Source organism: Lonsdalea quercina subsp. quercina (assembly GCF_000688655.1).
Lineage (GTDB): Bacteria > Pseudomonadota > Gammaproteobacteria > Enterobacterales > Enterobacteriaceae > Lonsdalea > Lonsdalea quercina.
The window spans coordinates 11,887-24,357 of the sequence record NZ_JIBO01000020.1 but is presented as its reverse complement, the minus strand read 5'-3'; the positions used below and the strand labels follow the sequence as shown (position 1 = coordinate 24,357).

General features: G+C 55.6%; 14 protein-coding genes. 9 read left to right on the top strand and 5 right to left on the bottom strand.

What is annotated here, in order from left to right; all coding sequences use genetic code 11:
• The first annotated feature begins 75 nt into the window (after positions 1 to 75).
• The 3 genes from ppiA (at position 76) to argD (ending at position 2,742) form a co-directional block, all read left to right on the top strand.
• Entirely contained in the window at positions 76 to 645 is a 570-nt protein-coding gene (ppiA, locus tag RZ35_RS16090) for a peptidylprolyl isomerase A (RefSeq protein WP_026744225.1), read from the top strand.
• A gap of 167 nt (positions 646 to 812) precedes the next feature.
• Positions 813 to 1,394, top strand: a complete 582-nt coding sequence (locus RZ35_RS16085) for an aminodeoxychorismate synthase component II (protein ID WP_026744224.1) — start codon at positions 813 to 815, stop codon at positions 1,392 to 1,394.
• Between the two features lie 115 nt (positions 1,395 to 1,509).
• The gene (gene argD, locus RZ35_RS16080; protein WP_026744223.1) at positions 1,510 to 2,742 is read left to right on the top strand and encodes a bifunctional acetylornithine/succinyldiaminopimelate transaminase; all 1,233 of its coding nucleotides are present in this window, start codon (positions 1,510 to 1,512) and stop codon (positions 2,740 to 2,742) included.
• A gap of 50 nt (positions 2,743 to 2,792) precedes the next feature.
• On the opposite strand, the gene crp is transcribed toward argD, so the two are convergent.
• Positions 2,793 to 3,425 carry a cAMP-activated global transcriptional regulator CRP gene (crp, locus tag RZ35_RS16075; RefSeq protein ID WP_026741314.1) on the bottom strand — a complete coding sequence of 211 codons (633 nt, stop codon included), beginning with the start codon at positions 3,423 to 3,425 and terminating at the stop codon, positions 2,793 to 2,795.
• A 322-nt stretch (positions 3,426 to 3,747) separates the two neighbouring features.
• Between crp and RZ35_RS16070 the strand changes: the two genes are divergently transcribed.
• A complete protein-coding gene (locus RZ35_RS16070) occupies positions 3,748 to 4,155 on the top strand; it encodes an OsmC family protein (RefSeq protein ID WP_026744222.1) in 408 nt (135 codons plus the stop codon).
• 36 nt (positions 4,156 to 4,191) lie between these two features.
• On the opposite strand, the gene RZ35_RS16065 is transcribed toward RZ35_RS16070, so the two are convergent.
• The 3 genes from RZ35_RS16065 to RZ35_RS16055 all read right to left on the bottom strand — a co-directional run bounded on the left by RZ35_RS16065 (position 4,192) and on the right by RZ35_RS16055 (position 6,411).
• Positions 4,192 to 5,061: a phosphoribulokinase gene (locus RZ35_RS16065; protein ID WP_026744221.1), complete on the bottom strand. Its 870-nt coding sequence runs from the start codon at positions 5,059 to 5,061 to the stop codon at positions 4,192 to 4,194.
• Between the two features lie 125 nt (positions 5,062 to 5,186).
• Positions 5,187 to 5,417: a YheU family protein gene (locus RZ35_RS16060; protein ID WP_026744220.1), complete on the bottom strand. Its 231-nt coding sequence runs from the start codon at positions 5,415 to 5,417 to the stop codon at positions 5,187 to 5,189.
• A 1-nt stretch (position 5,418) separates the two neighbouring features.
• Positions 5,419 to 6,411 carry a hydrolase gene (locus tag RZ35_RS16055; RefSeq protein ID WP_026744219.1) on the bottom strand — a complete coding sequence of 331 codons (993 nt, stop codon included), beginning with the start codon at positions 6,409 to 6,411 and terminating at the stop codon, positions 5,419 to 5,421.
• Positions 6,412 to 6,492: 81 nt separating this feature from the next.
• Here RZ35_RS16055 and RZ35_RS16050 point away from each other — a divergent pair, with 81 nt between their 5' ends.
• Positions 6,493 to 7,098, top strand: a complete 606-nt coding sequence (locus tag RZ35_RS16050; RefSeq protein ID WP_026744218.1) for a LysE family translocator — start codon at positions 6,493 to 6,495, stop codon at positions 7,096 to 7,098.
• A 40-nt stretch (positions 7,099 to 7,138) separates the two neighbouring features.
• On the opposite strand, the gene RZ35_RS16045 is transcribed toward RZ35_RS16050, so the two are convergent.
• Positions 7,139 to 9,043, bottom strand: coding sequence for an ABC transporter ATP-binding protein (locus tag RZ35_RS16045; protein ID WP_026744217.1), 1,905 nt, complete (start codon positions 9,041 to 9,043; stop codon positions 7,139 to 7,141).
• Positions 9,044 to 9,170: 127 nt separating this feature from the next.
• Between RZ35_RS16045 and kefG the strand changes: the two genes are divergently transcribed.
• The 4 genes from kefG to slyD all read left to right on the top strand — a co-directional run bounded on the left by kefG (position 9,171) and on the right by slyD (position 12,434).
• On the top strand, positions 9,171 to 9,722 hold the full coding sequence (gene kefG, locus RZ35_RS16040) for a glutathione-regulated potassium-efflux system ancillary protein KefG (protein WP_026744216.1): 552 nt from the start codon (positions 9,171 to 9,173) through the stop codon (positions 9,720 to 9,722).
• A 1-nt stretch (position 9,723) separates the two neighbouring features.
• On the top strand, positions 9,724 to 11,535 hold the full coding sequence (gene kefB, locus RZ35_RS16035; RefSeq protein WP_026744215.1) for a glutathione-regulated potassium-efflux system protein KefB: 1,812 nt from the start codon (positions 9,724 to 9,726) through the stop codon (positions 11,533 to 11,535).
• 32 nt (positions 11,536 to 11,567) lie between these two features.
• Positions 11,568 to 11,771, top strand: a complete 204-nt coding sequence (locus tag RZ35_RS16030; RefSeq protein ID WP_026744214.1) for a YheV family putative zinc ribbon protein — start codon at positions 11,568 to 11,570, stop codon at positions 11,769 to 11,771.
• A 90-nt stretch (positions 11,772 to 11,861) separates the two neighbouring features.
• Entirely contained in the window at positions 11,862 to 12,434 is a 573-nt protein-coding gene (gene slyD / locus RZ35_RS16025; protein ID WP_026744213.1) for a peptidylprolyl isomerase, read from the top strand.
• Positions 12,435 to 12,471: the final 37 nt, after the last annotated feature.

Below are 12,471 nucleotides of genomic sequence, written 5' to 3'. Positions count from 1 at the left end.
AATCGGTAGCGCGCGGACAGGCGGCTATTTACAATCGATACGCTTTCTGTAGTTGGCCCCTAAAAGGAATTCTTCATGTCAAAACGTATATTGGCAACGATAGCGACCGTATTTAGTTTGTCAGCGTTCTCGCCAGCCTTTGCTGCAACCGCATCAACGCACGTGTTGCTTACCACTTCGGCCGGCAATATCGAACTGGCGCTGGACGATCAAAAAGCGCCCGAGTCAGTGAAAAATTTTGTGAGTTATGTCGATAGCGGTTTCTATAACGGCACCGTTTTCCACCGCGTTATCCCAGGATTTATGGTTCAGGGAGGGGGATTCACCAGCGATCTTAAACAGAAGGCGACCAATCCGCCGATCAAAAACGAAGCTGACAACGGATTGCGTAATCTGCGCGGCACGATATCGATGGCGCGTACCAGTGAGAAAGACAGCGCCACCAGCCAGTTCTTCCTCAATGTGGCGGATAACGCATTTCTGGATCATGGCCAGCGCGACTTCGGCTATGCCGTCTTCGGCAAAGTAGTGAAGGGGATGGATGTGGCGGATAAGATTTCCCAGGTGCAGACGGAGAACGTTGGGCCTTACCAAAACGTGCCCATCAAGCCGATCGTCATCCAGTCCGCCAAGATCATCAAATAATTACGGCCATTAAGGCTCTGGCGTTGTTCGCCGAGGCTTTTATAGCATGCTCCCGGCGTTTGTTTTCATCGGGAGCATGTTTGGTTGCCCTATCCCGTCTTGAATCCTCTTTCTGCGCGATAACAGGGCGCTCTTCCTGCTATCGCCAGCTTGTTTCAGAGTGATGAATGTTACTGATCATAGATAACTACGACTCCTTTACCTACAACCTGTACCAATACTTCTGCGAGCTGGGCGAGGAGGTAGTGGTCAAGCGTAATGATGAGCTGAGTCTTGAGGCGATTGAATGCCTATCGCCGCAGCATCTGGTGATATCGCCGGGTCCCTGTACGCCGAACGAAGCGGGCATCTCGCTGCAAGCCATTCGTCATTTTGCCGGGCAGTTGCCGATTTTAGGGGTTTGTCTGGGGCATCAGGCGCTGGGTCAGGCTTTTGGCGCTCAGGTTGTGCGCGCACGCGAAGTCATGCACGGTAAGACCTCTCTAATCCGCCATCGTGACATCGGCGTTTTCACCGGGTTGGCGCAGCCGCTGACGGTGACGCGCTATCACTCTTTGATCGTCGACGGCGCCTCGCTGCCGGACTGCTTCGAAATCACCGCCTGGACGGAAAATAGCGCAGGAACCCTGGATGAAATCATGGGGATCCGTCATCGGAGTCTGCCGCTGGAGGGCGTGCAGTTTCACCCGGAAAGCATTTTGAGTCAGCAGGGGCATAAGCTGTTGCGTAATTTTCTGCACGGAGAATGAGTCCGCCGCTTATTGGCTATCCATGCGGATTAATAATTGCCTGTCTTTGATTTTTTATGCATATTTGATGACTATAATTTCAAATTAAACATGAAATCTTAAAGCGGGGCAGCAGATGGCAACAGATAAAACCGCAGTAACGCGTGATACCTACGATAAGGTCATTCTTCCTGTTTATGCACCGGCTCAGTTCGTACCGGTGAGGGGGAAAGGCAGCCGGGTATGGGATCAGCAGGGTAAGGAATACATCGATTTTTCCGGCGGTATCGCCGTTACGGCGTTGGGGCATTGCCATCCTGCGCTGGTGAATGCCCTCAAGACCCAGGGCGAAACGCTGTGGCACACCAGCAACGTTTTCACCAACGAACCCGCGCTGCGACTGGCGAGCAAGCTGATTGCAGCGACGTTCGCTGAACGCGTGTTTTTCGCCAATTCGGGCGCGGAAGCCAACGAGGCGGCCTTCAAACTGGCGCGTCACTACGCCATCGAACGATTCAGTCCGTATAAAACCAAGATTATCGCTTTCCATCAGGCATTTCATGGCCGCACGCTCTTTACCGTCTCGGTCGGCGGGCAGCCGAAGTACGCAGACGGATTCGGGCCGAAGCCCGCCGATATCATTCATGTGCCGTTTAACGATCTGGATGCGGTGAAGGCGGTGATCGACGATCATACGTGCGCCGTGGTACTGGAGCCGGTGCAGGGCGAAGGCGGCGTGCTGCCGGCCACGCAGGCATTTATGGAAGGCGTGCGAAAACTATGTGATCAACATCAGGCGCTGCTGGTGTTTGATGAGGTGCAGTGCGGCATGGGGCGTACCGGCGAGCTGTTTACCTATATGCACTATGGCGTGACGCCTGATATTCTGACGACCGCCAAGGCGTTGGGCGGCGGATTCCCCATCAGCGCGATGCTGACCACCGAGGACGTCGCCTCTGTCATGAAGGTCGGCACTCATGGCACCACCTATGGCGGCAATCCCCTGGCCTGTGCGGTGGCGGAAGCGGCATTGGACGTCATTAATACACCAATAGTGCTATCGGGCGTTTCCGCCAGACACGATCGCTTTATTTCCGCGCTGGACGCCATCAATCAACAATTCGATATATTCGACGGTGTGCGCGGCATGGGCCTGTTACTTGGCGCACAGCTGAANCCTCAATGGCATGGCCGGGCGCGCGATTTTCTGACGGCTGCCGCCGAGTTGGGTGTGATGATTCTGGTCGCGGGTCCTGACGTTATCCGCTTTGTGCCGTCGCTGGTGATTGAACTGGACGATATTGATGAGGGTATGGCGCTGTTTGCGAGAGCGGTCGCTCGGGTGGTTAAGGGCGAATCGAATCTCTAAGCGGAGCGTGAACAGCGCGTTGCGCGCTGTTCATAAGTCTAGTGTTGAGGCTAACGAGTGCCGAAGACCACGATGGTTTTACCGTGTGCTGAAATCAGCTCCTGATCTTCCAGCATCTTTAGTATTCGGCCGACGGTTTCGCGAGAGCAGCCCACAATCTGGCCGATTTCCTGTCGAGTGATTTTAATCTGCATGCCGTCTGGATGCGTCATGGCATCAGGCTGTTTGGCAAGGTTTAGCAGGGTCTGTGCGATGCGGCCAGTGACGTCAAGAAATGCAAGATTGCCCACTTTCTGGGAGGTGACCTGAAGTCTTCGCGCAATCTGGGATGACAGGCGCATCAGAATATCGGGGTTGACCTGAATCAGCTGGCGGAATTTTTTATAGGAAATCTCTGCCACTTCGCAGGCGCTCTTGGCTCGCACCCAGGCGCTACGTTCCTGATCTTCTTCGAACAAGCCTAGCTCACCAATGAAATCCCCTTGATTCAGATAAGAAAGGATCATCTCTTTCCCTTCTTCGTCTTTTATCAATACGGCAACGGAACCCTTTACAATGTAGTAAAGCGTTTCTGCTTTTTCACCCTGGTGAATCAGCGTACTCTTTGAGGGGTACTTGTGAATATGGCAATGAGAAAGGAACCATTCAAGAGTCGGGTCTGTTTGCGGTTTGCCGAGAACCATTCGCTGTTATCCTCTGTTGTAATTCACTACGTAAATCACAGGGCCCAGAGTTCCCTGTAAGGCATGATAACTCTAGTTATAATTCAAATTTCGATGGGCGAAATCTGTCAGGGAATTGACTGAAACCTCTTTGTCAGGTGACTCTGCAAACTGCTGTTTTCAACATTGCGCAGAACGCACCGGATGCTGCCTCTGTTTGTAACACAGGTTGAGAGTACTGTCTTGTGTTGTCTCGCTTCAGCATGATTACGCCTTGATACTCAGGCATTTTCTACATAAGCGCGATAAAATTTCAAAAAAAGTTGAGTGGGAGTGTAAGGCTATGCAAGCGCGGGTGAAATGGGTTGAAGGGTTAACATTTATCGGCGAATCCGCCTCCGGCCACCAGATTGTTATGGACGGCAATGCGGGCGACAAAGCACCAAGCCCGATGGAAGTACTGTTGATGTCGGCGGGAGGATGCAGCGCTATCGATGTCGTGTCTATTCTGCAAAAAGGACGTCACGATGTGACGGACTGCGAGGTGCGTCTCACCTCCGAGCGCAGGCAGGAAGCGCCCCGGCTGTTCACGGCCATCAACCTGCATTTCATCGTGACCGGCAAAGGGCTGACCGAACAAGCCGTGTCGCGCGCGGTATCCTTGTCGGCAGACAAGTACTGCTCGGTGGCGTTGATGCTGGGCGCGTCGGTGACTATCACGCACAGTCACGAAGTGATTACCCTCGATTGATACAGATACGGCCGTTCAGGCCGTATTGTTACGCTCTTACGTGATCGTCTTGCCTTCCAGTAGCTGCTGCNCCAGCGGCATCATAATCAGTTCCATCGCCAGCCCCATTTTACCGCCGGGCACCACCAGCGTATTGATATGGGAAATATACGACCCCTGCAGCATGGCCAGCAGATAGGGGAAGTCGATATTCTCCAGGCGCTGGAAATGTATGACCACCAGACTCTCATCCAACGACGGAATTGCTTTCGCCGCGAAGGGGTTGGACGTATCGACGGTCGGCACCCGCTGGAAGTTGATATGCGTGCGTGAAAACTGCGGCGTGATGTAGGTGATGTAGTCTTCCATTGAGCGGACGACGGAGTCCATGACCGCTTCACGCGAGTGCCCGCGTTCGTTGACGTCGCGATACAGCTTCTGGATCCACTCAAGATTCACGATAGGCACTACGCCAACCAGCAGATCGACGTGGCGAGCCACGTTGTGCTGCTCGGTGACGACGCCGCCGTGCAAGCCCTCATAGAACAACACATCCGTGGGATCGGGCATGGCCTCCCAGGGCGTAAATGTGCCGGGCACCTGGTTGTAGGGGATCGCTTCATCGTAGGTATGCAAATACTTGCGGGTTTGTCCGGTCCCCTGGCTGCCGTAGTCGGCAAACGTCTGTTCCAGCAAAGGAAAATCGTTGGCTTCCGGGCCGAAGTAACTGATGTGGCGGCCCAGATCGCGCGCTTTGCGAATAGCCATGTCCATTTCCGGACGGGTATAGCGGTGGAAGCTGTCGCCTTCCAGTTCTGCGGCGCGGATTTTCAACTGCTGAAAAATTTTTCGAAATGCCAGACTGGTGGTGGTCGTGCCGGCGCCGCTGGAACCGGTCACGGCGATAATAGGGTGTTGATGCGACATAGGGCTGCAACTCCGCAATTGACGGTAAAACCCTGCGGGAAACGCCGGGAATTCGGCCTTCATTGTTACCCTGTTTGCGCCGATGCGCCACGCCAATTTTGTATCGGCAGGCGGGGTTTATGCCGTTATGAATCGTGACTGGTTTTAAACTGGGTAAGCGGCATGAGGTTGACCGTTTCATGCAGTTCGGACCAGACCAGCACCACGTCGCCGCTTTCCAACTGGCGACGCACATCCGCCACCTTTTGCTCCAGGGTGCGCTCATGTTCGCCGTAGTCGGTGCCTTCGCGCAGGACGAAGGACTCAATCAGATTCTCCAGCGTTTCCGCCGCGAGTTCTTGCCAGGGAATAATCACCTTATCGCTCCAGATGTGGGGTGAGCCAGTCGGGAATACGCTGCTCCAGCCACAGTTTCGGTTTTAATAACGAGCCGCCCACGAAGCCAACGTGTCCGCCGTACTCCGTCAGCTGATACTCAATATTAGGCGGTAACGAGGTGGATGCAGGAATGACATCCTCCGTCATGAACGGATCGTCCTTGGCGTGGATGATCAACAGCGGCGTCCGGACCTTCGGCAGTATAGGCAAGGCGCTACAGCGCTCATAATAGTCATTGGCGTCGGTAAAGCCATGAATGCGCGCGGTAATAATGTTATCGAACTCCCGCAGTCCCCGAATTTTTCTCAGTTGATGCAGGTGAACCGGTAGCGTATCCGGATAAGCCGCCAGTTTGCGGATGGCATTGCGCTTCAGTAGCCGCAGCAAATAGTGCTGATAAAAGCGTGAGAAGCCTTTTTCGATATGCCGACAGCACGGTTCCAGCATCAGCGGTGCGGAAACGACCGTCGCCGCGTCTAGTAACGGCCCGNCAGTCTGCTGACCGAGCAGGCAGGCCAGCATGTTGCCGCCCAGCGAGATGCCGATAGCGGCGGTCGGCGCATCGCCGTAGGTAGACTTCAGCCAGCGCAGGAAATAGCGGGCGTCCTCGGTCTCGCCGGAATGGTACATTCGGGGCGTGCGATTGGGCGTGCCGCCACAGCCGCGAAAATGCATGACGACGGACAGCCAGCCCCGTTGGTGGCAGGCGGCCACCAGACCATGCGCATACGGACTGTAGAAGCTGCCCTCCAGCCCGTGGAACAGAACCACCCGAGGTTTATGGCGAGCCAGCATGGGATCTTCGCTCCAGGCCAGGTCGAGAAAATCGCCGTCCGGCAGTTCAAGCGTTTGCCAGAGTGGTTTGAGCAGCGCGCGTCGCCGCAACAGACGGGGAAGCAAGGTTTGCAAGTGGGGGTTGTTCATACCGGCCAGGGGACGAAACATCTGGCTAGTCGTGGGATGAATATTCATAGTCAAAAGCTTGTACCGGCGACATCACGCTGCTAGGTTGAAGAACTGCAAATTCGTTTGTTAGAAGGCCTTTTCAATTACATGGCGCACTTCAATCTGTTTCTTTACATGCTTGGCTTCCTGTGGGTTGCAGCGATTACCCCAGGCCCCAATAATATGCTACTTACTGCTTCTGCTGCTAATTTTGGTTTTCTCCGCTCCATGCCGCTGATGGTCGGCATCATGATAGGGATGCAAAGTGTCCTGCTGCTGGTGGCGCTGGGACTGGGGAGCCTGATTCTACTCTATCCTTCGCTTCACCTCGCGCTCAAAATTTTGGGCAGCGCTTATTTGCTGTGGTTGGCGTACAAGATCGCCAGCGCTCGCTATGAGGTGCTCGACACGCAAACGGCGCCGCCGCGTCCGATGCCCTTTTATCAAGGCGGTCTGTTGCAATTTCTGAACCCGAAGGCCTGGCTGATGGCGCTGGGCGCCGTGGCCGGTTTCAGCCTTTCCGGGAGTGAATACGTGGGTTCAGTCGTCGCCATCAGCATCGCCACGTTCAGCGTGAATCTGGTTGCCGGTATAGTCTGGCTGGGGTTCGGCACGATGATCGGTAAAATGCTGCGCAGTCGCCGGTCATGGCGGATATTCAACCTATTTATGGGGCTGCTGACCGCCGCCTGCGTGCTGATGATTTGGCATTAACCGAAACGCTTGGGCTGGCTATGACGCCTGCCCAGCATTATCAGGATTGCAGCATCCGCTCAAGCTGTTCCTGCGCGTCCAACCAGCCCATTTCGGTCTCTTCCAGTTCGCCTTTGACGGCGATCTGCTCCTGCAGGCAGGTCGTCAGCTCCGCTTTGCGGCTGGCGTCGNAAATCGCCGTATCCGCCAGGCGGTTTTCCAACTCCGCCAGCTGGTTATTCAGCTTTTCCATTTGTTGCTCCAGCTTGGTGATTTGCTTGCGGAGCGGCTGGGTTTGGGTGCGTAGCTCAGCCTCGCGTCGCTTCTGGTCTTTTCTGGCCTGAGCGCTGTTGCCGGCGCTTTCTTTGGCCGGTGTCGATTCGCTGGCGTCCTGTTTCTGCGCGTCCAGCAGCCACTGTTGATAATCTTCCAGATCGCCGTCGAACGGCTCCACCCGGCGGTCGTGAACCAGATATAGGTCGTCCGTCGTGGAGCGAATCAGATGGCGATCGTGCGAGACGACGACCAAGGCGCCTTCGAAATCGATCAAGGCTTCGGTCAGAGCCTGACGCATATCCAGATCGAGGTGGTTAGTCGGTTCATCAAGCAATAACAGATTAGGGCGCTGCCAAACGATCAGCGCCAGTACTAAACGCGCTTTTTCACCGCCCGAGAAGCGTTCGGTCGGCTCGACCACTTTGTCGGCGCCAAAGCCGAAGCCGCCCAGATAGTCACGGAGCTGCTGCTCGGTTTCCTGCTCGGTCAGGCGGGTCAGATGCTGCAGCGGCGATTCGTCAGCACGCAGATACTCCAGTTGATGCTGGGCGAAATAACCCAGTCGAACGCCTTTCGCCAGACCCACTTCGCCGCTTTGCGGCTGGAGTTCTCCCGCCAGCAGTTTAATCAGCGTGGATTTCCCGGCGCCGTTGTGGCCGAGCAGACCAATACGCGAGCCGGGCACCAGATTGAGCTTGATGGATTCCAGAATCAGCTTGTCGCCGTAACCCGCGCTCACTTTCTCCATCCGTAACAACGGATTGGGCAACGCCTGCGGCGCGCGGAAACTGAAACGGAACGGATTGTCGACATGCGCTGGCGCAATCAGCTCCATTTTTTCCAGCATTTTGATGCGGCTCTGCGCCTGTTTGGCTTTGGTTGCCTTGGCGCGGAAACGGTCGATGTAATGCTGCAAGTGCGCAACGCGTTCCTGCTGGTGTTCATACAGTGACTGCTGCTGAGAAAGCCGCGTTGCGCGCTGTTGTTCGAAAGAGGTGTAGTTGCCGGTGTATTCAAACAGGGATTCCTGCTCGATGTGCAGAATCTTGTTGACAATAGGATCAAGAAAATCCCGGTCATGGGAGATCAGCACGAGCGTGCCGGGATAATTTTTGAGCCATTTTTCCAGCCAGATGACCGCATCGAGATCCAAATGGTTGGTCGGTTCGTCCAGCAGCAGGAGATCGGAACGACAGAGTAGGGCCTGCGCCAGATTGAGGCGCATACGCCAGCCGCCGGAAAAAGCGCTGACGGGCTGTTGCAGCTGTTCCTGGCTGAACCCCAGCCCGTTCAACAGGCTGGCGGCGCGAGACTGGATCGACCAGGCGAGGATCGCATCCAGCTTGCCGTGCACGGTGGCGATAGCGTTGCCGTCGTTGCGCTCGTTGGCGTGCGCCAGTTCGCTCTCCAACTGGCGAAATTCCCGGTCGCCGTCTATCACATACTCTATTGCAGGACGCTCCAGCGCTGGCGTTTCCTGATTGACCCAGGCGAGAGACCAGTGCTGAGGAAAAGTGGCATTGCCGCCGTCAGCGCTGATTTCTCCTTTCAGCAGGGACAGCAGCGTCGATTTTCCGCAGCCATTTTTACCGACCAGACCCACTTTCTGACCCGGATTGACGGTCGCCGTGGCGTTATCCAGCAGTACCCGCGTACCACGTCGAATTTGTAAAGAGGAGAAGACAATCATAAAGCGCCAAATAATGAGAATATGTTAAATTATGGATCAAGATTCAGGGCGGCAGCGTCCTGGTAATCCCCGCTGCGCAGCATGGTAGCGGAAAATATCTACGATGACGACGCTTTGGAGGGGAATGATGTCGCAGCCACCCAAGATTCTGCTGCTGTTTGCCCATCCGGAATTACAGGACTCGGTGGCGAATAAGCTGTTATTACAACCCGCCGAGGGTTTGGAACATGTGACGGTACACGATTTGTACGCGAACTATCCTGATTTTTTCATTGATATCCACCATGAACAACAGTTACTGCGAGAGCACCAAATCATCGTGTTTCAACATCCGCTTTATACTTATAGCTGCCCGGCGTTACTGAAAGAGTGGCTCGACCGCGTATTNAGCCGCGGCTTCGCCAACGGCGCCGGCGGTAATGCCTTATCGGGCAAATACTGGCGCAGCGTGGTGACGACAGGCGAACCGGAATCCCGCTACACCTCGGAAGGCCGCCAGCACTCATTTATGGATGATGTGCTGCGTCCTTTCGAGATGACGGCGACGATGTGCCACATGCGCTGGATGAAACCGCTGGTGATTTACAACGCGCGGCGCATGTCTCGCGACGCGTTGCGCGAGCATGCCCATCGCTATGGAGATTGGCTGGCGGCGCCTTTGTCTGAGGGAGGGCACTGAGATGGATAGCGCTTCGACCCTGAGCGCGGGGGTTTTGTTCCTGTTCGTCACCGTACTGGCGGTGCCTATCGCCGCGCGTCTTGGTATCGGCGCGGTGCTGGGCTATTTGCTGGCCGGTATCGCTATCGGTCCTTGGGGACTCGGTTTTATTCGCGACGTTTCCGCCATTCTTCATTTCTCTGAACTGGGCGTCGTGTTCCTGATGTTCATCATCGGACTTGAACTCAACCCGGCCAAATTATGGAAATTGAGACGATCTATTTTCGGCATCGGTGCGGGTCAGGTATTGCTTAGCGCTGCGATACTGGGCGGCGTGCTGTTCATGAGTCAATTTTCCTGGCAGTCGGCCCTGATTGGCGGGATTGGGCTGGCGATGTCATCCACTGCGATGGCGCTACAGCTGATGCGTGAAAAAGGGATGAACCGCAACGAATCCGGGCAGCTCGGTTTTTCCGTTTTGCTGTTTCAGGATCTGGCGGTTATTCCCGCGCTGGCATTGATCCCTATTCTGTCGGGCGTTCAGGGGCAGATCGACGACTGGCAGCATGTCGTGATGAAGGTGCTGGCGTTCGGCGGCATGCTGATTGGCGGACGTTATCTGGTGCGTCCGCTGTTCCGATTTATCGCCGCCTCCGGCGTGAGTGAAGTGTTTACCGCCGCCGCGCTGCTGTTGGTTCTCGGCTCTGCGCTGTTTATGGAGGCGCTGGGCCTGTCGATGGCGCTCGGCACTTTTATTGCCGGCGTGCTGCTGGCGGAGAGCGAATATCGCCATGAGCTGGAAATTTCCATTGAGCCGTTCAAAGGGCTGCTGCTGGGGCTGTTTTTCATCTCGGTGGGGATGGCGCTTAATCTCGGCGTGTTGTACGCCAACATCGTTGAGGTCCTGCTGGGCGTCGTGATTCTGGTTTCCGTTAAAGGCCTCATCCTCTACGTGTTGGCGCGGATCTACGGACTGCGTTCGTCGGAACGGCTACAGTTCTCGGGCGTACTGAGTCAGGGCGGCGAGTTTGCCTTCGTGCTGTTCTCCGCGGCGGCGGCTCAGCATGTCCTGCAAGGCGATCAACTGCCGCTACTGCTGGTCACCGTAACCCTGTCGATGATGGTGACACCGCTACTGATGCAGTTGATCGACCGTATCCTGGCGCGCCGTTACAACGCCCCGGAAGAGTCGACGGAAAANCACTATGTGGAAGACGATGAGCCGCAGGTGATTGTTGTGGGCTTCGGGCGCTTTGGTCAGGTGATTGGCCGACTGCTGATGGCGAACAAAAAGCGGATTACCGTGCTTGAGCGAGATATCAGCGCAGTCAGTCTGATGAGGAGCTACGGTTATAAGGTGTATTACGGCGACGCCACCTCGGTGGACTTACTCCGTTCTGCGGGCGCGGAGCAGGCGCAGTCGATCGTGATCACCTGCAACGATCCTGAAGATACGATGGCCATCGTGCATCTATGCCAGCAGCATTTCCCGCATTTGGAAATCCTCGCCCGCGCCCGCGGTCGTGTGGAAGCGCACGAGCTTTTACAGTCAGGCGTGACGCAATTTTCCCGCGAAACGTTTTCCAGTGCGTTGGAGCTGGGGCGGAAAACGCTGGTCTCTCTGGGGATGCATCCCCATCAGGCCCATCGATCGCAACAGCATTTCCGCCGTCTGGATATGCGTATGCTGCGCGAACTGATGCCGGAACGTCAGGCCGAAGGCGAAGGCGCTCAGATTTCGCGGGTCAAAGAGGCCCGTCGTGAACTGGAAGATATCTTCCAGCGTGAGATGCAGCATGAGCGCCGGCGGCTGGATGATTGGGACGAAACATAATCGCTCACAGGTTGATTGGACGGAAAAACATCATGTCGACGCAACGAAAACGGTTTATTGCCGGTGCGGTTTGCCCTGAGTGTCATACGCAGGATACCCTGACGGTCGGGATTGAAGATGTCGAGGAAGTCGTGGTCTGCGTCAAGTGCGGCTATCGACAAAGTCGGCCCGAGGCAAAGCAGCAGAATGCGGAGCGTCAGGTTGGGCACATTATCGGCATGTTTCATCCTGAATAAGCGTGGTAGCGATTTTGGATTCCGTGCAGTAATGGAAATGTTTTTCAGCTACAATTTGCGCCAAAGCGATTTCCAACGGTAGGAGATATCATGAAAGTAGCAAAAGACCTGGTGGTCAGCCTGGCCTATCAGGTACGTACAGAAGACGGTGTATTGGTTGATGAGTCTCCGGTGAGTGCACCGCTGGACTATCTGCACGGTCGCGGCTCGCTGATTTCCGGCCTGGAAAAAGCGCTGGACGGCCGCGCGGCCGGCGAACGTTTCGATATTAAAGTAGGCCCGAACGAGGCTTACGGCAACTATGACGAAAATCTGGTACAGCGCGTACCGAAAGATGTCTTCATGGGTGTGGATGAGCTGCAGGTCGGCATGCGTTTCCTGGCTGAAACCGACCAGGGTCCGGTGCCTGTCGAAATTACTGAAGTGCAGGATGAGCACGTTGTGGTTGACGGCAACCACATGCTGGCGGGTCAGAACCTGAGCTTTAACGTTGAAGTCGTCGCCATTCGCGAAGCCACGGCGGAAGAGCTGGAGCACGGTCACGTTCATGGCGAAAACGACCATGACCACGAAGGTTGCTGCGGCGGCCATGATCACGACCATGATCATGACCATGGTAACGGCGGCTGCGGCGGTCACGGCGGATGCGGCTGCCAGCACTAAGGGCGGCTTCATCTCTAAAAAACCCGGCACTGCGTCA

Excerpts from the sequence above, each read along its gene's own strand:
- ppiA (WP_026744225.1), top strand. The coding sequence starts at position 76 with ATGTCAAAACGTATATTGGCAACGATAGCGACCGTATTTAGTTTGTCA.
- RZ35_RS16085 (WP_026744224.1), top strand. The coding sequence starts at position 813 with ATGTTACTGATCATAGATAACTACGACTCCTTTACCTACAACCTGTAC.
- crp (WP_026741314.1), bottom strand. The coding sequence starts at position 3,425 with ATGGTTCTCGGCAAACCGCAAACAGACCCGACTCTTGAATGGTTCCTT.
- RZ35_RS16070 (WP_026744222.1), top strand. The coding sequence starts at position 3,748 with ATGCAAGCGCGGGTGAAATGGGTTGAAGGGTTAACATTTATCGGCGAA.
- RZ35_RS16050 (WP_026744218.1), top strand. The coding sequence starts at position 6,493 with ATGGCGCACTTCAATCTGTTTCTTTACATGCTTGGCTTCCTGTGGGTT.
- RZ35_RS16030 (WP_026744214.1), top strand. The coding sequence starts at position 11,568 with ATGTCGACGCAACGAAAACGGTTTATTGCCGGTGCGGTTTGCCCTGAG.
- slyD (WP_026744213.1), top strand. The coding sequence starts at position 11,862 with ATGAAAGTAGCAAAAGACCTGGTGGTCAGCCTGGCCTATCAGGTACGT.